The sequence below is a fragment of the Sphingomonas sp. IC081 genome (assembly GCF_006874585.1).
In the GTDB taxonomy this organism is placed as follows: domain Bacteria; phylum Pseudomonadota; class Alphaproteobacteria; order Sphingomonadales; family Sphingomonadaceae; genus Novosphingobium.
On the sequence record NZ_CP029762.1, the window covers coordinates 362,729 to 384,490 of the forward strand.

Consider the following 21,762-nt stretch of genomic DNA (forward strand, 5'->3'; position numbering starts at 1 on the left):
TCGATCCACGCCTTCAGGATGCAGTTGAAGCCCGGCACGGTCGATGAGTATCGCCGCCGGCACGATGCGATCTGGCCCGAACTCTCCGCGTTGCTGAGCGAGGCGGGCATTCGCGACTATTCGATCTTCCTTGACGAGCAGAGCCTCGCGCTTTTCGCGGTGCTGCGCGCGCTTCCCGGCAATACCCGCGATACCCTGCCCGATCACCCGGTGATGCGCCGCTGGTGGGACCATATGGCCCCGCTGATGGAAGTGGAGCCTGGCAACCAGCCGAAGGAATGGCCGCTCCCGCTGCTGTTCCACATGGACTGAGCCGATGAAGCGCGCTTTCCTTCTTGCCCTGCTTCTTTCCGCTGCTCCGCTGCCTGCTCTGGCGCAGGACGCGAAGCCGACTGCCGATCTTGCCGCGCCGGTCCAGACCTTCGGCCGTATCTCGTTCGATGCGCGTTCACTGATGATCGACGGCAAGCGGCAGGTGATCTGGTCGGGCGAGTTCCACCCGTTCCGCCTGCCCAGCCCGGATCTCTGGCGTGACGTGCTGCAGAAGATGAAGGCCAGCGGGTTCAACACCGTCGCGCTCTATTTCGACTGGGGCTACCACTCGCCCAAGCAGGGTGTCTACGATTTCAGCGGTATTCGCGATCTCGACCGCCTGCTGACGATGGCGGAGGAAGAGGGCCTCTGGGTCATGACCCGTGCCGGGCCTTACGTGAACGCGGAACTGTCGCGCGGCGGATTTCCGGGTTGGCTGGTCAACCAGAAGGCCCGCGCCCGCACCGACGATCCCGAATATATGGCCGCCGCCGACGAGTGGCTGACGCGGGTCAACGCGATCATTGCGCGCCACCAGATCAACGGCGACGGCAAGGGCCATAAGGGCTCGGTGATCCTCCACCAGATCGAGAACGAACTCGCCCTGACCACGCCCGCGCAGCGTCGCTACATGGATCACCTCTACGCCAAGGCGCGCGCCGAGGGCATTACCGTGCCGATCTTCCACAACGATCAGGGCCGTAACGGCTACTGGGTGCCGGAGGGTTCGCCGGTCGACAAGGTCGTCCACGGCCCCAACGACATGTACGCGTTCGACGGTTACCCCGGCGGCACCTGCACGGTGGAAGGCAAGCCGACGCGCAGCGTGGCCGCGCCGGACTGGGGTTTCTACGGAACCGGCGGGGCGAAAGGCGGTGCCTCCGCTTCGCCGAAAACGCCCGGATTCCTGGCCGAATTCGGCGGCGGCTGGTTCGATTACTGGGGGTCCAACGGCGGCTATGCGTGCAACGCGGTCCAGCGCGGCAAGCGGTTCCAGCGGGTGTTCTACGGCACCAATCTGGCCAACGGCATCGGCATCCAGAGTTTCTACATGACTTATGGCGGCACCAGCTGGGGCTGGCTGCCGGCTCCGGTGGTGTTCACCAGCTACGACTATGGCGCCGCCATTTCCGAGGCGCGGAACCTGCGCGAAAAGGCGCTGGAGATGAAGCAATTGGGCGGCTTGATCGCCTCGGTCCCTGACCTTGCGGGCATGATCCCGGCGGGCGCACCCGAGGTCTCTTCGCCCAATATTCAGGTCTATCACAACAAGAGCCCGGAGACCGACGCGCGCTTCTTGCTGGTGGCGCACAAACCGTCGAACGGGCAGAGCGATGACCGCTTCACGGTGACCGCGACGCTGCCGGATGGACGCTACACATTTCCGATGCAGCTCAACGGCTTCGATGCCAAGTGGCTGGTCGCCGGGGTGAACCTTGGTGGGCAGCGGCTGGTCTATTCGACCTCCGAATTGCAATCCGTGTCCAAGGCCGGAAACGCCGACCTGCTGCTGCTTTACGGCCGTGCCGGGGAGCCGGGCGAGACCGTGCTGCGCTATGCCTCGGCCCCGAAAGTCACGGTTCTGGAAGGCGCGGCAGAAACCGCCTTCAACGACACCAAGGGCGACCTGAAAGTCACCTACGCGCACGCAACTGGGCATGGGGGCCGCACCGTGCTGCGCCTGACCGGCGGCGGGCGCGGCGACCTGATCCTGATCCTTGCCGACGAGGCCGAAGCCGCCCGCTACACCCGCGTCGAATCCGCGGCAGGCGCCGTTCTGGTGCGTGGTCCGCAGCTGGTCCGGCGCGCGTCGTTCAAATCCGGTGCGCTGGCGCTGACCGGTGACACCGGCGAAGCGGCCGGTCTCGAAGTCTGGGCCCCCGCCGCCGTCCGCGCGCTGACATGGAACGGCGCGCCTGTCCCCGCCAGGGCATCCACCGTCGGCAGCCTCGCCGCAACCATGCCTCTTGCCGGCCCAGCTCCGATCACGCTTCCCGCGCTCAGCGGCTGGCGCATGGCCAAGGGTTCGCCGGAGGCCGATCCGAAATTCGACGACAGTGGCTGGCAGGCCGTCGGCGGCAGCCGCCCCAATGCCACGATCACCCAGCGCCCGGACGGCCAGCCCAACATGGCGATGGATGCCTATGGCTTCCACGAGGGCGACGTCTGGTATCGCGGCAAGTTCGAGGGCAATCCCGGCGCCAGAACCGTCTCGCTGTTCTACGGCGCGGGCGGCTCGGGGCTGGTGCAGGCCTGGCTCGACGGCCAGTTCATCGGTCAGGCCGAGACACCGGGCGGCCTCCCCCGCCCGATCACCACCGGCACCGTCACGCTGGACCTTCCGTCCGAGGCGCGGGCCGGCGGAAGCCATGTGCTTTCGGTGATGGTGCGCAACAACGGCCACAACTGGGACCTCGATTCCGACGACTTCCACAAGGAAGCGCGCGGGCTGATCTCCGCCTCGATCTCGCAGCCCGGCGGGCGCAGCTTCGCGGTGCCGATCGCGTGGAAGATCCAGGGCCAGCGCGGCGGCGAGGACCTGGCCGACCCGGTGCGCGGCCCGGCCAACAGTGGCGGCCTCCATGGTGAGCGCATGGGCTGGCACCTGCCGCTGTTCGACGACAGCCGGTGGACCGCCGCGCCAGTACCGGCGACCAGCGCGGAGCCGGGCACGACATGGTATCGCACCGCATTCGACCTCGCCGTGCCCATGGGGCAGGACGCCACCATCGCGCTCGCCTTCGGGGATACCGAGACGCCGCGCTCGGCCGCGAAGTACCGTGTGCTGATCTTCGTCAACGGCTGGAACATGGGCCAGTTCATCGCCCACGTCGGCCCGCAGCGCCTGTTCCCGATCCCCGAGGGCATCCTGAACCACCACGGCGCCAACCACCTGGCGCTGGCCGTCACCAGCGACGGCGCCCCCGGCGATGCGCTGGAGGCGGTGAAGCTCGTCACCCTGCACAATGTCAGGGGCGGCGTGCCCGTCCGCATGGTGCCCGCCCCGCAGACCCCGGCAGAGCTCAAATGAGCCGCCGCCCCGTCCTTCCGCGCTCCGCGAGCGCCCCCGAAACCATGACCAGGAGACCTTAATTGGCCGCGCTTACGCACGACATTCCGCGCGCGGAAGTCACCGACGCCATCGGCAAGCTGATGCACAACCTCGTTCACATCAAGGACGAGACCGGTGAGTTCCTGCTGCACCTCGACGATGGCCGCGTGATCGACACCAAGGGCTGGGCCGGCTGGGAATGGACCCACGGCGTCGGCCTGTTCGGCATGTGGCGCTATTTCGAGCAGACCGGCGACACGGCCGCGCTCGCCATCATCCGCCAGTGGTTCGCCGACCGCTTCGCCGAAGGCACGCCCACCAAGAACATCAACACGGTGGCCCCCTTCATCACGCTGGCCTACCTCTACGAACTGGACGGCGATCCCAGCTACATCCCCTATCTCGACACCTGGGCCGAGTGGCTGATGGCGCCCGACGGCCTGCCCAAGACCGAGGAAGGCGGCTTCCAGCACATCGTCTACAACGACGAGAATCCCGGCGAACTGTGGGACGACACGCTGATGATGAGCGTGCTGCCGCTGGCCAAGATCGGGCTGCTGCTGGACCGGCCGCAGTACATCGAGGAAGCCAAGCGCCAGTTCCTCGTCCACATCAAGTACCTCGCCGATCGCAAGACCGGCCTGTGGTTCCACGGCTGGGACTTCACCGGGCGCCACAACTTTGCCGAAGCGCTCTGGGCGCGCGGCAATTGCTGGGTGACGATCGCCATTCCCGAGATCATCGAACTGCTCGATCTCGAACCGGGCGATGCATTCCGTTCGTTCCTGATCGACACGCTGGCGGCCCAGGTCCGCACCCTGGCCGCCACGCAGGATGCCGAAACCGGCCTGTGGCACACCCTGATCGACGATCCGACCAGCTATCTGGAGGCCTCGGCCACGGCGGGCTTTGCCTATGGCATCCTGAAAGCCGTCCGCAAGGGCTACCTCCCGCGCGAATACGAGGCGGTGGGCATCCGCGCGGTGCGCGGCGTGCTGGCCAACATCGACGATGCGGGCGAACTCCAGCAGGTCAGCTTTGGCACCGCGATGGGCGACACCCTGCAGTTCTACAAGGACATCGCGCTGACCTCGATGCCCTACGGGCAGAGCCTGGCCATCTGCGCGCTGGCCGAGTTCCTGCGGACCTACATCTGATGGAGTGGCCGGGCGGGCGGCAATGCTCGCCCGGCGATTACTCCGACAAAATACTGGCGAACCGCGTGTCATTATTTAATATGCTCTGAAAAACGAAAGAGCGCGTGCAAATCCGTCCGAAAACAGAGGCGGGTCACGTGCGGAATTACGGTGAAGGATCCTGCTGTGCCCGAAAGCCAGACTCTGGCCCTGCGCCCGGTGCGCCTGAGAAACTACCTCGCCTATGGCTCCAACGACGTGCTCGGGGCCGGGTCGATGGCGGTCATCTCGGGCTGGGTGCTGATCTTCTACACCCAGTTCTGCGGGCTTTCGGCCGGGCAGGCGGCGCTGATCTTTGCGGTTGCGCGTGTGCTCGACGCCTTCGCCTCGCCGATGATCGGCTATATCTCCGATCATTTCGGCATGACCGCGCTCGGCCGCCGGTTCGGGCGGCGGCGCTTCTTCATCCTCGCCGCGATCCCGCTGCTGCCCAGTTTCGCCTTGATGTGGCTGCCGGGGCAGACGTTCTGGTACTATCTTGTCAGCTATGTGCTGTTCGAGCTGGTCTACGCGATGGAGATCATCCCGTTCGAGACGCTCGCCGCCGAGATGTCGAGCGACTATCGCACCAAGGCCAAGTTCGCCGGCTGGCGCATCCTGTTCGGGCAGGCTTCGGCGATCCTGGCCGGTTTCCTGCCGCTCTGGCTGATCGAGGCGCTGGGTCGGGACAGTGCCGACACCTTCTTCTACATGGGGCTGATCTTCGCGGCGCTGTTCATGCTGACGGCGGCGATGCTCTACCTGTTCAGCTGGGAGCGTCACGGACCGGGCAGCGCGCTGCCGGCTGCGGGGCCGCGCCCCTCGGCCGGGCCGCTGGAGGCGCTCAAGGCGCTCTATCGCAACTTGTTCTCGACCATGCGCATCCGCGCCTTCCGCCTGCACCTCGGCATGTATCTGGGCGGCTACATCAGCCAGGACGTGTTCAACGCCGCGTTCACGTTCTTCGTGATCTTTGCGCTGGCGGGCAGCACGGCGATCGCTTCCGGCTTGCTCGGCACGATGTACATGGTCCAGTTCGTGGCGGTGATCATCGCCATCAACATGGCGCTGCGGGCCTCGCCCAGCCGCGCCTACCAGATCGCCGCCGCCAGCTTCGGCGCCGGCGCACTGACGCTGATCGGGCTGTGGATCGCCGGGATCACCGCCAGCAGCGCGATGATCTGGCTTCCCATCGCTCTGGCGGGGCTGGGCCGGGGGGCGCTCAACTACATTCCCTGGGCGACCTACAACTACATGGCCGACGTCGACGAGATCGTCACCGGCCGCCGCCGCGAGGGTGCCTTTGCCGGGGTCATGACCTTCGTGCGCAAGGCCACGCAGGCCGCCGCCGTCGCCGGGGTCGGCTTTGTCATGCAGGCGGGCGGTTTCGTCTCGGGCGCGGCGCAGCAATCGCACGGCGCGGTTGTCACCATCGCGGTCCTGCTGGGGCTGGGCACGGTGGGCATGCTGCTGTTCGGCGTGCTGGTATCGCGCCGTTTCCGCCTCTCGCCCGCCACCCACGCGGTGCTGATGCGCGAGATCGAGCACTTGCGCGCCGGCGCCCGCACGCCGAGCAGCCCGGAGGCCTGCGCCGTCGTCGAGGACCTGTCGGGCTGGCGCTACGACCAGCTCTGGGGCCGTAATCCGCTGGTCGAACAGGACGAGCGGAGCGGCAATCTGGGGCAACCGGTCAATGGGGTGAACTGAGCGAAAGTGCGCTTGCCGGGGGGCTTCGACCGGCTCCGCCTGAGCGGAGTGGGGGCTGGTTTGGGTGGGAAGTGGTCAGTGCTCGGTCCATCCCACGTAACAGTCTTGCTCGATCAATCCGACAAGCGTTCGACCATCTGCACCCTTGAAACTAACTTTAGCCACGTAGTTGGTGGGGTCCTCCGCCAACTCGGCGACGTCAGACGCGAAATTGCGCTGATAAGGAAGGGAAGAACGGCTTAGCATTCCGCGCTTTTGTTCTCGTGCCAACTCCACTGCATCTGAATTTGACATGCCCTTGCAGGCCATTGATGAGATGCTCGGCGAGCATGCTGAACCCATCCATGTAAATGTGGCAATAAGAATGGCTCGAACGGAGGTCACGGCGCAAGCATGGCACACTCGGCCGGCGTCCGCTATGGGGCGCGTCCTGCCGCTCCGTGTTTTAACCCAACCCCGCTCAGGTTGAGCTTGTCGAAGCCCGCACGCGGGGCGTGCCATCCGCTGGTCGGCCTTGTCACAGCGCGTTGCTGCGCGGGCTTCAACAAGCCCGGCCTGCGCGGGATTGCGAGGTCAGCAAACGCGGCGTTCCTGTTCGCCGCCCCCGACCGTTCATCCCCGCGGCGCGCGGTAGCCGACGGCCTCGCCGATCTCGCCCGCCGTGGCGACGATCGCGGCGACGAGGTCGTCGACGATGTCGTCGGTCAGGTAGTGCGCGGCGCTGGCGATGGAGAGGGCGATGCAGATCTGGCGGCGGGCATCGCGGATCGGCGCGGCGATGGAACGCACGCCGTCGCCCAGTTCGCTGTCGTGCAGCACATAGCCCCGCGCCTTGTGCACGCGCATCTGCGCCACGTAGTCCTTCATCGCCCTGGCCGAAACCTTGCCGCCGCTCGCCTGGCGGTAGAGGTCTTCCCAGACCTCTTCCGGCTCATCGAGCAGCAGCGCCTTGCCAAGACCCGTCTCGGCGATCGGGCGGCGGTCGCCCGGGGCGGTGGCGACGCGCAGGCGCTGGCGGCCGGTCACGCGGTCGAGGTGGCGGGACCAGTCGCCCTCGCGTTTGCCCACGAAGACGCAGAAGCCGGTGTCCTCCGACAGCTTTTCCATGAACGGACGCGCCACGCGCACGTAGTCGATCTGCTGGGTGGCCATGACGCCCAGTTCGAGCAGCTTGGGGCCGAGCCCGAAGCCATCATTGGTCACCGAGAGATAGCCGCGCGATTTCAGCGCCTGGGCAAGGCGATGCGCGGTGGTCTTGCTCATGCCCAGCTTGCGGGCCAGATCGGCGGCGCGGATCGGGCCGTCGATCACCTCATCCATGATGTCCAGCGCACGCATCAAGGTCTGCGTGCCTTTCACTTCGACATCGGCCTTGTCTTCGCGCTGTGCCGTCATAGTTCGTAATCCGTTCGTTCGCCCCACTTAGAGGGACGCTTACCCACCCGTTCCACATGATCTAGTGCCTGCGCCGCCAAGGTCAACCGCATTGCACGGCCGCCGCTATCCCCGCCCATTGCAGCATCGTCGCGATCAGGCCGTCGGCGGCAGGATTGCCCGGCCCCGGCCCGATCACGACAAATTCGACGTCCGGCAGGGCAGGCAGGGTGGCTCCCGCAGGGACGACCGCCAGCCCGCGCGGCATCAGCCGTTCCGAATGGGGCATGATGCCGATCCCCGCGCGTGCCGCCGCGCTGAGCCCGGCGAGGCTGGCGCTGGTGAAGGCGATCCGCCAGTCACGCCCGCAGCCTTCCAGCGTTTCCAGCGCCCTGGCGCGGGTGACGCTGGGCGGGGGGTAGAGCAGCAGCGGCAGCGGTGCATGGGCATCGAGGTGAAATTCCGGATGCGCGATCCAGCGGATCGGCTCCTGCCATGCCCTCGTGCCGCGCCGGTCACCGGCCCGGCGCTTGACGAAAATGACGTCGAGCCGCCCGGCGTCGAAGGCATCGTAGAGGTCGTGGCTGAGGCCCCCGCTCAGTTCCAGATCGACCTCGGGATGGCGCCGCGCGAACGTGGCGAGCACGTCGGGCAGGGCGGACAGCACGAAGTCCTCCGAGGCCCCGAGGCGCAGCCGCCCGCGCAGGGGCGCTTCGGACAGGGTCTGGCCCAGCCGGACATGCGAATCGATGATCGCGCGGGCCTGGTCCAGCAGCCGCTCGCCCGAGGGTGTCAGCGCCATGCGGTGCGTGTCGCGGTCGAGCAAGCGCCGCCCGGCGAGCGTTTCGAGACGCCCGATCTGCTGGCTGACGGTCGACTGGCGCAGGCCGAGCGCGCGCGCCGCGCGGGTGAAGCTGCCGGCGTCGACCACTGCCACGAAGGCCTGGAGGAGATCGACCGGAATGAGGTTCGGAACGGACATGGTCATCATTATTCATGATAAGTGTTATCGTGGCTATCGGGATTGTCGATCATTGCCCGCAAGCGCAGATGGGCCGTCTTCCCAGACGAGACTTTCCATGGCCCTGCTGACGACGATCCGTTCCCGCCTCGATCCCTACCTGCTCTTGCTGATCGGCACCGTTGCGCTTGCCGCGCTGATGCCTGCGACGGGGCGGGCGAGCGGGGTGGTCGACCGGGCGGTCAACCTTGCCGTCGCCCTGCTGTTCCTGCTCTACGGGGCGCGGCTGAAACCGCAGGCGATCTGGTCGGGACTGTCGCACTGGCGGTTGCAGGCGCTGATCTTTGCCAGCACCTACATGCTGTTCCCGCTGATCGGCATCGTCATGACGCTGCTGCTGCGGGGCCACCTGCCGGGCGATATCGTCACCGGGCTGCTGTTCCTCTGCCTGCTGCCCTCGACCGTGCAATCCTCCATTGCCTTCACCGCGATCGCGCGCGGCAACGTGCCCGGCGCGCTGTGCAGCGCCTCGCTGTCCAACGTGCTGGGCGTGTTCCTGACGCCGATCCTCGTCTCGCAATTGCTGCCGGCGGCCAGCGGCGGCTTTTCGCTGCAGGCGTTGGAGGACATCGCGCTGCAGATTCTGCTGCCCTTCGCGGTGGGACAGGCCCTGCGCCCGTGGATCGGCGCCTGGCTCTCCCGTCATGCGCTGCTGACCGCGGTCGTCGATCGCGGATCGGTGCTGGTGGTGGTCTATGCCGCCTTCAGCGCGGGCATGGTGGCCGGGATCTGGCACCAGCTTTCGCCCGCCAGCATCGCGCTCGTGCTGCTGATCGACCTGGCGGTTCTGGCACTGGTCCTGCTTGTCACCACCTGGGCCAGCCGGGCGCTGGCCTTCTCGAAGGAGGACGAGATCGCCATCGTGTTCTGCGGATCGAAAAAGAGCATGGCGGGCGGCATCCCGATGGCGGCGATCCTGTTTCCCGGCCATGCCGTGGGCCTGATCGTGCTGCCGCTGATGCTGTTCCATCAGGCCCAGCTGTTTGTCTGCGCGGGGCTGGCGCGGCGCTACGGCCGGCGCCGGGACTCCGCTTTGCAAGGTGCCCGCAGGATACCATGAGCGGGTGGCAGGCTGGGGGATTACTCGTAGGCCGTGCGCCCCAGTCGTCCCACTGCCCGCAGCAAGCCGGCCTCAGCCACCAGGACGTCCGATTTCGCGAGGGCGACGGCCAGCTGGGCGGCGCGCAGGCTCTGGTCGGCGACAAGGATGTCGACGGTCGAACGCAGGCCGAATGCATATTCCGCCCGCACCCCCTTGAGCGCAAGGTCGGCGGCGGCCAGCCCCTCGGTGTTGGCGCGCAGGCGCGCCCCGGCTGCATTCAGCGCGGCCCAGGCGGTGTCGGCGCCGCGCATGGCGTCGCGCTCGGCGGCATCGGCCTGAAACCGCTCGGCACGGTTGTTCGCTTCCGCCTGGCGTACCCGCGACGCGACGAGGCCGCCGGTCAGCAGGGGGACCCGCAGCGTGATCCCCACCGATGCGGCATTCTCGAAATCGTCGAGCCTGCCGTCCGTCCAGCGCTCGCCCCGTCCCAGCGCCCCGCCCAGATCGATCAAGGGGGCGCCTTCCGCCCGCGCCCGGTCGACCCGCGCCGCCGAAGCGGCAACCGCGAGGCGTTGCTGGAGCAGGGCGGGATTGGCAGCTTCCGCCGCGCGCCGCGCCTCGTCCCTGCTCGCCGGTAGCGCCGCCGGCGGCGGCACATCGGGCACCAGCGTGCCCGCGTCGTGCCCCACCGCCGCGCGGTACGTCGCCTCCGCCGTGGCCAGCGCGCCTTCGGCATCGGCGAGGTTGGCGACGACGGTGGCGCGCTGCGCCTCGAGTTGCGCCACGTCGGTGCGGGTCGCCTGTCCGAGGTCGTAGCGGGCGCGGGTCTCGGCCACTTGCGTGTCGAGCCGCTGGATGCCGACGCGGGCCACTTCCACGGCCTGCTGGTTGTAGAGCAGCGCGGCATAGGCGGAGACAACGCCCTGCAGGATGGCGGCCTCGCTGTCGCGCAGGGCCTGCTCGCCGGCGGCGACGTCGCCGTTGGCCGCGCGCAGGGCCGAGGATACGCGGCCGCCGGTCCAGATCGGCAGGGCGAGGTTCGCGGTGAGCGAGGCCGCCTTGCCGTAGCCCTGCCGGTCGTACCCGCCATTGCCCTCGACCGACAGCGTGGGCCGCGCCAGCGCGCGTTCCTGCTCGGGCGTCTCGGCAAGCGCTTCCTGCCGGGCGCGGGCGGCGGCCAGTTGCGGGTTGGTCTCGTAGGCCGAGGCGATGGCCTCGCCGAGGGTCTCGGCCGAGGCCCGTGGGATCAACGGCAGGAGCAGCAGCAGGGCCGCCCCGCAGGACAGGGTGCGCCTACTCATGGCGCAGCGCCCAGGCCGGAGCCGCGCGGCTGGCACGCAGCGATTGCCCCAGCACCGTCAGCACCGCGATCACCGTCGCCAGGACGCTGCCGCCGATGAAGAACAGCGGCGAGAGCGCCACGCGGTCGTCGAAGCCGGTGAGCCATGTCCGCATGGCGACAAAGGCCAGCGGCCAGGCCACGAGATTGGCAAGCAGCACCGGCCGCAGGAACTGGCCGACCAGCAGCCTTGCGATGTCGGCCGAGGAGGCGCCCAGGGTCTTGCGGATGCCGATTTCCTTGATCCGCATCTGGGTATTGTACGAGGCCAGCCCCCAGAGCCCGACGCAGCCGATCAGCACCGCCAGCCCCGCGCCGATCGCGAAGAGCCGGGTCGCCCGGTCGTCCGCCTCGTAGAACTTGGTAAGCTGGGTATCGGCGGTCGCCGCCTCGAACGGCACTTGCGGCACGCTGCGCTGCCAGATCGTGCGCAGGGCATCCATCGTCACGCGCGGATCGCCGGTGTAGCGGATCGAGACGACCGCCGTGAAGGCCTTCTCCGGCTGGCTGTAATAGACATAATAGGTCGCGCTGTTGGGCTGGCGCGGGGAAAAGAAGCGCATGTCCTCGACCACGCCGATGATCGTGCGCGGGCGCTTTCCGCCGACGGTCTTGCCGATCGCCTCCTGCGGCGAGCGGAAGCCCAGCGTCGACACGGCCTGGCGGTTGATCACGATGTTGATGCCGCTGGCCATGTCGCGCGCCAGTGCGTCGTCGTCGCGGTGCGCCGCGTCGAACACGCGCCCGGCCAGGACGCGGGCGCCGTAGACCTTGAAGAAATCGGGCCCGGTGATGATCCAGCGCAGCGACGGCCCGTCACCGGCAACACCGGGGAGAGGGACGTTGTCGGCATTGTCCTCGCCGCTGCCGCCCGCCGCATTGTTGCCGATCGCGGCGCTGCGCACCGAGGGCAGGTCGCGGATCGCGGCGGCGATCATGCGGGTCCGGTCCGCGCCGACCAGGTTGTCGCGGGTGGAGAGCAGCAGCATCAGCCCCTCGCGCTGGAAACCGAGGTCGGACTGGCGGACATGGCGGGTCTGCGCGACCAGCACCGCGGTGCCGACCATGAAGGCGATGGCGAGGCCGAACTGGAGCACCACCAGTCCCTCGCGCACGCGGGTGCCGACGCGCCCGCCGCCGGGCGAGCGGGCGGAAGCCAGCACGCTGGCCGCCGGATAGCGGGAGAGCAGCAGCGCCGGGTAGAAGCCTGCCAGCAGGCCGACGACCAGCGTCAGCACCATCAGCGCGGGCACCACCAGCGCATAAGGGATGGTCAGCGAGAGGCCGCCCGCCGCATTGACCAGCGGCAGGCTGAGTTCGGCGAGAATGAGGCCGAGCAGCGCGGCGATGCCCACGGTCAGCACCGCCTCGCCGAGGAACTGGCGCACCAGGGCCAGCCGGTCCGCGCCCAGGACCTTGCGCATGGCCACTTCGCGGGCGCGCAAGTTGGCGCGCGCGGTCGCCAGGTTGACGTAGTTGACGATCGCCACCAGCAGGGTGAGCAGGCCGACGATGGCCAGCGTCACCACGGTGATCTTGGCGCTGGCGCTGGCCGACCCGGCCGGTTCCAGATGCATCCGGGTGAGCGGGAGCAGCGTGATTTGCTGGATCTTGGAGGCATCCTTGCCCATGTCGGCGAGGCCGCGCCGGTCGACGAAGGGCGGCAGCTTCTGCTCGAACGCGCGTGCGGCCTGAGGCGTGTCGAAGCGCAGGAAGGTCTGGAGTGAGGAACTGCCCCAGTGGAACCATTGCTCCGAGGGCGGCGTGGCGGGCAGCGGCACCAGCAGCGAAATCCGCAAGTCGCTGTTGGCGGGCAGGTCGCGGAAGACACCGGCGACGCGGTAGTTGACGGCCTTGTCCACGGCGATGGTCAGGGTCTGGCCGATGGGATCGCTGGTGCCGAAATACCGGCGCGCCAGCGTCTCGCTGATGAGGACGTTGGCGGGCTGGCGCAGCGCGCTGCCGCTGCCGCGCACCATCGGCAGGTCGAAGACATCGAAGAACGAGGCGTCGACCTGCGCGACGTCGGCCGATGTGGCGACCCCGCCGCGAATGACCGTGCCGCCGTTCCGACCGCCCCGGATGCGGGTGCCGACGACCCCGGGAAAGTCCTCGCGCAGCTGTTCGAGCAGGCCGCCCATCGTGTAGGGATAGGCGCCGTTGAACGGGCTTTCCGGCAGGTTCCAGACGGTCTGCGCCACGTAGACGCGGTCATGGCGGGGCAGCCATTTCTCGTAGCTGGTCTCGAACCGGGCATAGAGCCCGAGGACCAGGAACACCGCGATGCCCACCGCCAGCCCGCCGACGTTGAGCGCGGCATAGAGCTTGTGACGGGTGAGCGAGCGGTAGAGCGAAAGCAGCGCGAAGCGGTTCATGGCAGGCCCCTTCAGATCGCGCGCATGGCCGAGGCGACGATGCGCCCGTCCAGCATGTCGATGCGGCGCCGGGCCATGTCGGCATGGCTTGGCGAGTGGGTGACCATGACGATGGTGGCGCCTTCCTCGTTGAGCGCCTGCAGGATGTTCATCACCTGCTCGCCGTTGGCCGTGTCGAGATTGCCGGTCGGTTCGTCGGCCAGGATCAGCTTCGGATCGCCGACGATGGCGCGGGCGATCGCGGCGCGCTGCTGCTGGCCGCCCGACAGCTGGTGCGGGAAGTGGCGGGCGCGGTGGGCGATGCCGACTTTGTCCATCGCCTGCGAGACCCGGGCGCGGCGATCCCCGCCGTTGGCCCGGTAGGCAAGGCCGAGGGCGACGTTTTCCTCGATCGTCAGCTCGTCGATCAGGTTGAAGCTCTGGAACACGAAACCGAGCATCGCCCCGCGAAACCGGGCGAGCTCCTTCTCGCCCATCGCGGCCAGGTCCTGGTCGCCGAACAGGTAGCGTCCCGAGGTCGGGCGGTCGACGGTGCCCAGCGTGTTGAGCAGGGTGGACTTGCCGCAGCCCGAGGGCCCCATCACGGCCAGGAATTCGCCGGCGGCGACCGCGAGGTCGATGTCGCGCAGGGCCGTCGTCTCGACTTCGTCCGAGACGTAGCGGCGCTGGATCTGTTCCAGTCGGATCATGTGGATGTTCCCTGTTACCGAAGATTGAGGATGTCGCCGGTGATCGACGCGGTGTTGGATGTGACGATGCGCTCGCCCGGCTGGAGGCCGGACAGGATCTCGACCTGCTCGGGATTGCGGCGGCCGGTCTTCACGGTGCGGCGGCGGGCATGGGCACCGTCGGCGTCGAGCACAAAGACCGAGGTGCCGGCGCCTGCCTCTAGCCAGCCGCCGACCGGGGCGACCAGCGCCGGGGCGGTGCTGCCCAGGGTGATGCGGATGTCGACCGTCTGCCCCCGGTTGAGCCCGGCAGGCGGGGCGCCGGCGAAGTCCAGCTCGGTGCGGAAACGCCCGTCCTTCACGGCGGGCAGCACTTTCGAGACGGTCAGGCGCGCGCCTTCGGCCACTGCCTTCTGGCCGGGAGCCACGCGGCGCAGGTAATATTCGTCGACATCGGCGGTCAGCTTCCAGGAGCCTTCGCTGTCGACCTGCCCGGCCGGGTCGCCCGGTTTCAGCGCCTGTCCGGGCTGGATCGTGAAGTTGGTGAGGCGTCCGCCCATGGGCGCGCGGATCGTCAGCGCATCGAGGCTGGCGCGCACGGCGGCAAGATTGCTTTCGAGGCGCGCGCGGGTGTCGTTGAGGCGGGCGCCCTGGGTGGCGGTGATCCCGGCCTCGCGGGTGCTGCCCGATTGCAGCTGGGCCAGCCGCTTCTGCTGGTAGGCGGCCTCTTCGGCGTAGCTGCGCACGCCCGCGTCGGAGAGGTAGCCCTGATCGTAGAGCTGCTGGCGGATGGCGAGTTCGCGGCGCGCCCGGATGAGGTCGTAATTGGCCTGGGCGACCTGCCCGGCGCGGTCGATGCGGTTGCGCTCGATCCCCAGGTTCTCGCCCGCCACGCCGCCCAGCTGGCTGGCGATCTGCGCCTCGCGGGTCAGCACGTCGAGCCGCAGTTCGGGGTTGGCGAGCACGGCCAGCGGCTGGCCTGCCGAAACCATGGCGCCGTCCTGCACCAGCAGTTTCTCGACCTGCCCGCCGGAGAGCACCCCGACCAGCGTCGTCACTTTGGGAGCGACCGTCGCGCGCACCGGCAGGTAGTCCGCAAAAGGCGCGCGGGTCGCGGTGCCGATCTCGATCTGGGCGGCGGCGATGTCGGTGGATCCGCTGGCCGGCAGCATGCGCCACAGCAGGACCGCGGCAACCGCGCCCCCGGCGATCGCCAGCACCATGGGCCGCCGCCACAGCGGCGGGCGGCGGCGTTCCACCTTGCGGTCCATCAGGGCGCCGGGCGCCGCCTCGGGGGAAACAGTTGCATGTGCGGGCTGTTCGGTCATCATGAGGACAGTGTCCCTCAACTCTGCTTGAAAGCCTAAACATCGATGAATGCTGGACTTTTTGAAGGGCGCAGCGCCGATGGCCGTCCGCAGGCGGACATGGTGTCCGAAAATGGACACTCCGGGGGACTGTCAAGCGACAGCGCGATCCTGCTGGTCGATGACAATCCGGCCGTGGCGGGCGCCATGCAGATCGCCTTTCGCGTGGCGGGGCGCCGGATCGAGACCGCCAGCGGGCCGGAAGAGGCGTTGTCGCGCCTCGCCGGCCGCCGCTTCGATGCGATCCTGCTCGACATGAATTTCACCCCCGGCCAGTCGAGCGGGGAGGAGGGGCTGGCCCTGCTCGCGAGGATCATCGCGGACGATCCGGGGGCATGCGTGCTGGTCATCACCGCGCATAGCGGCATCCGCATCGCCGTCGCGGCGATGCAGGCCGGGGCGCGGGACTTCGTGATGAAGCCGTGGCGCAACGGCGACCTCATGGCCAAAGTGGAGGCCGCCATCGCGCGCGGACCGTCGGTGGGGCCGGGCGCGGTAGCAGGTGCGGTAGCGGGCGGGGGCGCCGGTTCCAGTTCCGGCGCGGCCGGTCCGGTCGGGCTGCTGGGGGAAAGCGCGGTGATGCAAGGCCTGCGCGATCTGGTCCGGCGAGTCGCGCCGACACCGGCCGGGGTGACCGTGACCGGGCCCTCGGGCAGTGGGCGCATGCTGACCGCGCTGGCGCTCCATGCCGCCTCGGCGCATGGCGGTGGCGAGCCGGCGCGGATCGACCTGCGCGACGGGAGCGCCTGGGCCGGTCTGCCGCAGGGGCCGGGAACGGTGATCCTGCGCCATCCCGACCGGCTGGGCGAAGTGGAACAGGCCCGCCTGCTCGACCGCCTGCCGCCGCAGCTGCGCTGCATCGCCATCGTCGACGACCTCGGCGGCTTGACCCCGGCCATGCGGCGGCGGATCGCGACGGTCGAGATCGCGGTCCCCCCGCTTGCGCAGCGGGAAGGCAACGCCGTGCTGCTGGCGCGCCATTTTGCGCGGCTTGCCGCGGAGCGTTTCGCGCGTCCGTCCGCCCGGCTGACGGCGGCGGCGGAAGCGGCGATCGCCGCGACACGCTGGGACGACGAGGTGCGCGGCCTGGCGCTGGCGGTCGAGCGGGCGGTGCTGCTGGCCGAGGACGGGACCATCGATGCAGCCGCACTGGCCGCACCGGCCACACTGGCGGCGTCGCGGCTTGCCGAAGGCGCCGACGCCAGTTTCGACCTGACCGATGCCGAACGGGCGATGATTGAGGCCGCCTTGCGTGAGCATCGCCACAACGTCACCCACGCTGCCGCCGCGCTGGGGCTCAGCCGGGGTGCGCTCTATCGCCGCATGGCGCGCCATGGGCTCTAGGCTGTTCCTGCAGGGCCCGCCGGGATGGCGGGCATTGGTGAGCGGGATCGGGCTTGCCCTCAGCGGCGTGGCGGCCTGCGAGGCCTGGCACCGGGCGATGTGGGGCAGCTTGACCGGGGCGGGGCTGGTCGCTGCCTGGATCATCCTGCTGCAGGTCTGGCGGACCGGGCGCGGCAACGTGCCAGCGGCGGCGGCGGAACTCGATGCGGAGGCGGGTGAGGCGGGCTTGCATCGCCTGCTGCTCGATGCGGCGCCGACCCCGATGCTCGCCATCGAGGGGGAGGCGGCGCGCGCGCTCAACCGTGCGGCGCGGCGTCTCTTCGCGACGGATGACAAGGTTCTGCCGATGCCCGCCGCGCTTGCCGATGGCGCTTGCGGCCACTGGCGCCACGCGGGCCGCAACTGGCGGCTGGACCGGGTGGTGCTTCCCGCCGAAGGCCGCACCGTCGTTGCCCTGATCGACATCGAACAGGAGGAAAACGCCGCCGAGGCGCGCGCGACCGCCGAGATGATCCAGGTGCTGGGTCACGAACTGCTGAACGGCCTGGCGCCGATCGTGTCGCTGGCGGACAGCGGCGTTGCCGCGATCGCTGGCCCTGCTGCTGCTGGCCCCGCTGCCGCCGGCCCCTCTCCCGATGGCCCCGCGCCCGACACGGCGCTGCTGCGCGAAATCCTCGGCACGCTGGCCCGGCAGGCGGAAGGGTTGCAGCGGTTTGTCGAGGTCTACCGCATTCTCGCCCGTCTGCCGCCGCCGCAGTTGCGCCCGGTGGCGCTCGATCAGCTGCTGGAGGACCTCACGCGCCTGTTCGTCGGACGCTGGTCGCAGGTGGCGTTCTGCGTCGATGCCGCGCCGGGCCTTTGCTGGCCGATGGACCGGGACCAGATCAGCCAGGCGCTGTGGGCGCTGATCCAGAATGCGGTGGAAGCCGCCCTTGCCGATCGCGGCGAGCATGCCCGGATCGGCCTTGCCGTGAGCCGCTCCGATCGCGGGCTCTGCCTGGAAGTTCGGGACAATGGCAACGGCATCGCCCCGCAGGACGCGGCGCATGTGTTCCGGGCGTTTCACACGACCAAGGCGGATGGGACCGGCATCGGCCTCAGCCTCGCGCGCCAGATCGCGCAAGTCCACGGCGGCACGCTGTCGACCTATCGCAGCGATCTGACGGTTTTCCGGCTGCTTCTGCCGGAGCCTCGCGGGTCCAGCCAATTTCTGGCTTGATCGCTGCGGCATTCACGATGGACTTGCCGCCGCGCATTCCCTAGCCCCTCACACCTGACCGGGAAACGATTGCAAATCCGGCGGGAGAGGGGTTTGCGTGAAGGAAATGCAGAGCATTGCCGCGTCCGAGGTGGATGTGCAGCGGCCGGAAAAACCCACCTGGGTGCGTCAGCGGATCATTGCGCTGATCTTTCTGATCACCACGATCAACTACGCGGACCGCTCCACGTTTTCCATCGCCGGTAGTGAGGCCTCGCGCGAACTGGGGCTCGATGCGGTGCAGACGGGCTTTATCCTGTCCGCCTTTGCATGGGCCTATGTGGCGGCGCAGATCCCGGCGGGCCTGCTGCTTGACCGCTTCGGAACGCGCAAGGTCTATACCATCGCGATCGCTTCATGGTCGCTGCTCACCATGCTTCAGGGATTTGCCGGGCTTTTCGCGCTGCATGTCTTTGCGATGCTGTTTGTCATGCGCCTGCTGGTCGGCGCGGCGGAAGCGCCGTCGTTCCCGGGCAATGCGCGGCTGGTGATCGCCTGGTTCCCCGGCAGCGAGCGCGGGACTGCCTCGGCCATCTTCAATTCCGCGCAGTATTTCTCGCTGGTCGCCTTCGCCCCGCTGATGGGCTGGCTGGTCCATTCCTTCGGCTGGCGCAGCGTGTTCTGGGTGATGGGCGCGATCGGCCTTGCCGGAGCGGCCACGTTCTGGCGCTATATCCGCAGCCCCGTCCAGCATCCGGCGGTGAACCGCGCCGAACTCGACATGATCGAGCAGGGCGGCGGCCTGATCCATATGGACGAAGGCGGCCGCGCGGCGCGTGCTCCGAGCCTGCGCGACATGCGCCGCCTGCTCGCCAACCGCATGCTCGCGGGGATCTATTTCGGCCAGTACTGCATCAATGTGCTGACCTATTTCTTCGTGACCTGGTTCCCGATCTACCTCGTGCGCGAACGCGGCATGAACATCGTCGAGGCCGGTTTTGCCGCCGCGCTTCCGGCGCTATGCGGCTTTGCGGGGGGGCTGGTCGGTGGTTATGCCTCGGACGCGCTGCTCAAGCGGACCGGCTCGCTCGACATTGCCCGCAAAGGGCCGCTGACGGTCGGCATGGTCATGGCGAGTGCGATCATCGCCTGCGCTTTCGTGGAGGCGCAGTGGCAGGTCATCGCGCTGATGGCGTTGGCCTTCTTCGGCAAGGGCGTGGCCTCGCTTGGCTGGGCGGTGATGTCCGACGTGGCCCCGCGTGAGCAGTCGGGCGTGGCCAATGGGCTGTTCAACATGTTCGGCAACATGGCCGGGATCGTGACGCCGATCGTGATCGGCTACATCGTTGCGACCACCGGATCGTTCGACTGGGCGCTGGGCTTCGTCGGCCTGCACTGCCTGCTGACGATCGTGGCTTTCCTGGTGATTGCCGGACCGATCCGCCGGGTTACTCTGGCGGATTGAAGCCTGTTTGGAAAATGCCCCTGAGGGGCATTTTCGTAGCGGCACCGGCCCACTCCCCCACCCGACCACCCACGAATGCATCCTGATGGGTGGTCGGCCCCCTCAGCGAAAAGGTCCGCCGGACCTTTTCGTGTTCTTCGGGACGGGAGTGGGCCGGTGCCGCTAAAATTCGCCTGAGGCGAATTTTCAAAGCAGCGTTTCGAAGCAGAGCTGGCGCATCACGTCGAGCGCGGGGTTCTCGTTCTCGCGGTGCCAGGCCAGCAGCAGTTCCGCCGGCGCCTCGGGCGTCGTGCGGATCGTGCGCAAGTGCACGTCGGTCATGTGCAGGCTCTTGGCGGCTTCCGGCACGATGGCGGCGGCAAGGCCCGAGCGCACGAGGCCGAGCATCGAGTGGATCTGCGTCACATGCTGCACATAGCTGGGCGTGACCGAGGCCTCGGCGAACAGCTTCACCAGCATCTCGTGGAAATACCCGGCGCCCTGACGGCTGTACATGATGAGCGGCTTCTCGTCGAAGTCCGCAAGGTCGAGCGCGGCCTTGGCCTGCCTCGGGTCGCCGGAGGGCAGGGCGGCCAGCATCGGCTCGCGGTGGATCAGCACATGGTCGAACTCGGCGCGGTCGATCGGCGGGCGCACGAAGGCGAGGTCGATCAGGCCCGTCAGCAGCGCGTCGAGCTGCTCCGACGTCACCATCTCGCGCAGTTCGAGTTCGATGTTGGGCAGCTTGGCCAGCGCCTGCGCGACGATGCGCGGCAGCAGGTCGTAGCCCGAGGCGGCGGTGAAGCCGATCACCACGCGCCCGGCATCGCCCTTGGCAATCCGCCGGGCGGCGAGCGCGGCGCCTTCGGCAAGGCGCAGGATACGGCGGGATTCGATCAGGAAGGCGCTGCCGGCAGGAGTCAGTTGCACCTGCCGGCTGGTCCTTTCGAGCAGGGTGACGCCGAGGATCCGCTCCAGCAGCTGGATCTGGCGGCTGAGCGGCGACTGGGTCATGTTCAGTCGCCGCGCGGCGCGGCCGAAATGAAGCTCCTCGGCGGCCGCGACAAAGCAGCGCAATTGGCTGAGATCGAACATCGCCAACCGACTAGGCCATCCGATCTGGCCTGTCACCCTGTGACACTCACGCTATCGAGCGATCAGGCCGCAACCGGCGCCACGTCCGCTACGCGCGCGATCAGGGCGGCCAGTTCCTCGTGCTCGGCGGCGGTGAGGTCGGCCAGCGGCGTGCGCACCGGCCCGGCATCGCGGCCCACGGCGCGCATGCCCGCCTTGACGATCGACACCGCATAACCGCGCCCGCGGTTGCGCAGGGCGATGTAGGGCAGCACGAAGGCATTGAGCTGCTCGACCACGAAGGCATGGTCGCCCGCGCGGACGGCGGCGTAGAAACGCAGCGCCCATTCGGGCAGGAAGTTGAAGATCGCCGAGGAATAGGTCGTCACCCCCATCGCCAGATAGGGGGTGGCGAACGTCTCGGCAGTGGGCAGGCCGCCGATATAGGTCAGGCGGTCGCCCATGCGGGCCTGGATGCGGGCCATCAGCTCGATGTCGCCGACGCCGTCCTTGAAGCCGACGAGGTTGGGATTGCGCTCGCACAGGCGCGCCAGCGTCTCGTCGTTCACGATGCCGTTGTCGCGGTTGTAGACGATCACGGCGAGCCCGGTCGCGCGGCAGACGGCCTCGATATGGGCGGCAAGGCCCTCCTGGTTCGAGCCGATGAGATAGGGCGGCAGCAGCAGCAGGCCGTCGGCCCCGGCCTTTTCGGCCTTGCGGGCGATGTCGGCGGCGATCGCGGTGCCATAACCGCAGCCCGAGATGACCGGGATGCGCCCGGCGGTCTCGGCAACGGCGGCGGCGACCACCTGGCCCACTTCGTCGGGCGTCAGCGAGAAGAACTCGCCCGTGCCGCCGGCAGCGAACAGGCCTGCCAGTTCATGCTCCAGCATCCATGCGCAATGCGCGCGATAGTCCGCTTCCAGGAACCGACCCTCGGCGTCGAAATGGGTGACGGGAAACGACAGCAGGCCGGTCCCCAGCTTCGATCCGACTTCCACGGGGCTAAACATCGTGAACTGACCTCTTCCAAAACAGTAAGGCACACCTTTGTGCCAGTGGGCGTTATGGCAGGGGGTGGATCGGGTCCAACCCAATTAGGCAATCGATCGATGCCCTTGTTGGCTGGATCGACATTCTTCACCGCATGTAATCGCCGGGAATGCCCGTGTTGGCGGGCATTGTGGCCTCGCTCCGCCAGGCGGGCAATCGTTTGTCAGTGTGCGTTCCGCATAGATCAAGCCAGAATTGGCATTGGTATTTGTGCGAC

16 protein-coding genes are annotated in these 21,762 nt (G+C 68.3%); 8 read left to right on the forward strand and 8 right to left on the reverse strand.

What is annotated here, in order from left to right; genetic code table 11:
- Window positions 1-18 precede the first annotated feature (18 nt).
- The 4 genes from DM450_RS19955 (at window position 19) to DM450_RS19970 (ending at window position 6,246) form a co-directional block, all read left to right on the forward strand.
- Window positions 19-312 (forward strand): L-rhamnose mutarotase, encoded by a 294-nt coding sequence (locus tag DM450_RS19955; RefSeq protein ID WP_142639398.1) that lies wholly within the window; start codon window positions 19-21, stop codon window positions 310-312.
- Between the two features lie 4 nt (window positions 313-316).
- Window positions 317-3,343, forward strand: a complete 3,027-nt coding sequence (locus tag DM450_RS19960) for a beta-galactosidase (RefSeq protein ID WP_142638487.1) — start codon at window positions 317-319, stop codon at window positions 3,341-3,343.
- Window positions 3,344-3,405: 62 nt separating this feature from the next.
- Window positions 3,406-4,521 (forward strand): glycoside hydrolase family 105 protein, encoded by a 1,116-nt coding sequence (locus DM450_RS19965; RefSeq protein ID WP_142638489.1) that lies wholly within the window; start codon window positions 3,406-3,408, stop codon window positions 4,519-4,521.
- 150 nt (window positions 4,522-4,671) lie between these two features.
- The gene (locus tag DM450_RS19970) at window positions 4,672-6,246 is read left to right on the forward strand and encodes an MFS transporter (protein ID WP_260610609.1); all 1,575 of its coding nucleotides are present in this window, start codon (window positions 4,672-4,674) and stop codon (window positions 6,244-6,246) included.
- Window positions 6,247-6,858: 612 nt separating this feature from the next.
- On the opposite strand, the gene DM450_RS19975 is transcribed toward DM450_RS19970, so the two are convergent.
- Window positions 6,859-7,641, reverse strand: a complete 783-nt coding sequence (locus DM450_RS19975) for an IclR family transcriptional regulator (RefSeq protein ID WP_142638491.1) — start codon at window positions 7,639-7,641, stop codon at window positions 6,859-6,861.
- A gap of 82 nt (window positions 7,642-7,723) precedes the next feature.
- A complete protein-coding gene (locus DM450_RS19980; RefSeq protein ID WP_260610610.1) occupies window positions 7,724-8,602 on the reverse strand; it encodes a LysR family transcriptional regulator in 879 nt (292 codons plus the stop codon).
- 97 nt (window positions 8,603-8,699) lie between these two features.
- Here DM450_RS19980 and DM450_RS19985 point away from each other — a divergent pair, with 97 nt between their 5' ends.
- Window positions 8,700-9,701: a bile acid:sodium symporter family protein gene (locus DM450_RS19985; RefSeq protein WP_142638494.1), complete on the forward strand. Its 1,002-nt coding sequence runs from the start codon at window positions 8,700-8,702 to the stop codon at window positions 9,699-9,701.
- Between the two features lie 20 nt (window positions 9,702-9,721).
- On the opposite strand, the gene DM450_RS19990 is transcribed toward DM450_RS19985, so the two are convergent.
- Genes DM450_RS19990 through DM450_RS20005 form a run of 4 tightly spaced genes read right to left on the reverse strand, consistent with a single transcriptional unit; the run spans window position 9,722 to window position 15,396 of the window.
- Window positions 9,722-10,984, reverse strand: coding sequence for a TolC family outer membrane protein (locus DM450_RS19990; protein WP_142638496.1), 1,263 nt, complete (start codon window positions 10,982-10,984; stop codon window positions 9,722-9,724).
- Complete coding sequence (locus DM450_RS19995) at window positions 10,977-13,397, reverse strand: ABC transporter permease (protein WP_142638498.1); 2,421 nt, start codon at window positions 13,395-13,397, stop codon at window positions 10,977-10,979. The genes DM450_RS19990 and DM450_RS19995 overlap by 8 nt, the downstream gene beginning before the upstream one ends.
- Window positions 13,398-13,408: 11 nt before the next feature.
- A complete protein-coding gene (locus DM450_RS20000; protein ID WP_142638501.1) occupies window positions 13,409-14,086 on the reverse strand; it encodes an ABC transporter ATP-binding protein in 678 nt (225 codons plus the stop codon).
- 14 nt (window positions 14,087-14,100) lie between these two features.
- Complete coding sequence (locus tag DM450_RS20005; protein ID WP_260610611.1) at window positions 14,101-15,396, reverse strand: efflux RND transporter periplasmic adaptor subunit; 1,296 nt, start codon at window positions 15,394-15,396, stop codon at window positions 14,101-14,103.
- A 42-nt stretch (window positions 15,397-15,438) separates the two neighbouring features.
- Between DM450_RS20005 and DM450_RS20010 the strand changes: the two genes are divergently transcribed.
- From DM450_RS20010 to DM450_RS20020, 3 genes are all read left to right on the forward strand, one after another.
- A complete protein-coding gene (locus DM450_RS20010; RefSeq protein ID WP_260610613.1) occupies window positions 15,439-16,776 on the forward strand; it encodes a sigma-54-dependent transcriptional regulator in 1,338 nt (445 codons plus the stop codon).
- A 37-nt stretch (window positions 16,777-16,813) separates the two neighbouring features.
- Window positions 16,814-17,995, forward strand: coding sequence for a PAS domain-containing sensor histidine kinase (locus DM450_RS20015; RefSeq protein ID WP_260610615.1), 1,182 nt, complete (start codon window positions 16,814-16,816; stop codon window positions 17,993-17,995).
- Between the two features lie 106 nt (window positions 17,996-18,101).
- Complete coding sequence (locus DM450_RS20020) at window positions 18,102-19,439, forward strand: MFS transporter (RefSeq protein WP_142639408.1); 1,338 nt, start codon at window positions 18,102-18,104, stop codon at window positions 19,437-19,439.
- A 186-nt stretch (window positions 19,440-19,625) separates the two neighbouring features.
- Here DM450_RS20020 and DM450_RS20025 read toward each other — a convergent pair whose 3' ends face one another.
- Together DM450_RS20025 and kdgD are read right to left on the reverse strand one after the other, a co-directional pair.
- Window positions 19,626-20,513 carry a LysR substrate-binding domain-containing protein gene (locus tag DM450_RS20025; RefSeq protein ID WP_142638503.1) on the reverse strand — a complete coding sequence of 296 codons (888 nt, stop codon included), beginning with the start codon at window positions 20,511-20,513 and terminating at the stop codon, window positions 19,626-19,628.
- Window positions 20,514-20,575: 62 nt separating this feature from the next.
- A complete protein-coding gene (gene kdgD, locus DM450_RS20030; protein ID WP_142638505.1) occupies window positions 20,576-21,505 on the reverse strand; it encodes a 5-dehydro-4-deoxyglucarate dehydratase in 930 nt (309 codons plus the stop codon).
- Between the last annotated feature and the right edge of the window lie 257 nt (window positions 21,506-21,762).

Bases quoted from the DNA above. Each gene is read 5' to 3' on its own strand.
- DM450_RS20025 (WP_142638503.1), bottom strand. From the start codon at position 20,513: ATGTTCGATCTCAGCCAATTGCGCTGCTTTGTCGCGGCCGCCGAGGAG.
- DM450_RS19990 (WP_142638496.1), bottom strand. From the start codon at position 10,984: ATGAGTAGGCGCACCCTGTCCTGCGGGGCGGCCCTGCTGCTGCTCCTG.
- DM450_RS20010 (WP_260610613.1), top strand. From the start codon at position 15,439: ATGAATGCTGGACTTTTTGAAGGGCGCAGCGCCGATGGCCGTCCGCAG.
- DM450_RS20020 (WP_142639408.1), top strand. From the start codon at position 18,102: ATGCAGAGCATTGCCGCGTCCGAGGTGGATGTGCAGCGGCCGGAAAAA.
- kdgD (WP_142638505.1), bottom strand. From the start codon at position 21,505: ATGTTTAGCCCCGTGGAAGTCGGATCGAAGCTGGGGACCGGCCTGCTG.
- DM450_RS19995 (WP_142638498.1), bottom strand. From the start codon at position 13,397: ATGAACCGCTTCGCGCTGCTTTCGCTCTACCGCTCGCTCACCCGTCAC.
- DM450_RS19960 (WP_142638487.1), top strand. From the start codon at position 317: ATGAAGCGCGCTTTCCTTCTTGCCCTGCTTCTTTCCGCTGCTCCGCTG.
- DM450_RS19975 (WP_142638491.1), bottom strand. From the start codon at position 7,641: ATGACGGCACAGCGCGAAGACAAGGCCGATGTCGAAGTGAAAGGCACG.
- DM450_RS20005 (WP_260610611.1), bottom strand. From the start codon at position 15,396: ATGATGACCGAACAGCCCGCACATGCAACTGTTTCCCCCGAGGCGGCG.
- DM450_RS20000 (WP_142638501.1), bottom strand. From the start codon at position 14,086: ATGATCCGACTGGAACAGATCCAGCGCCGCTACGTCTCGGACGAAGTC.
- DM450_RS19980 (WP_260610610.1), bottom strand. From the start codon at position 8,602: ATGTCCGTTCCGAACCTCATTCCGGTCGATCTCCTCCAGGCCTTCGTG.
- DM450_RS19985 (WP_142638494.1), top strand. From the start codon at position 8,700: ATGGCCCTGCTGACGACGATCCGTTCCCGCCTCGATCCCTACCTGCTC.
- DM450_RS19955 (WP_142639398.1), top strand. From the start codon at position 19: ATGCAGTTGAAGCCCGGCACGGTCGATGAGTATCGCCGCCGGCACGAT.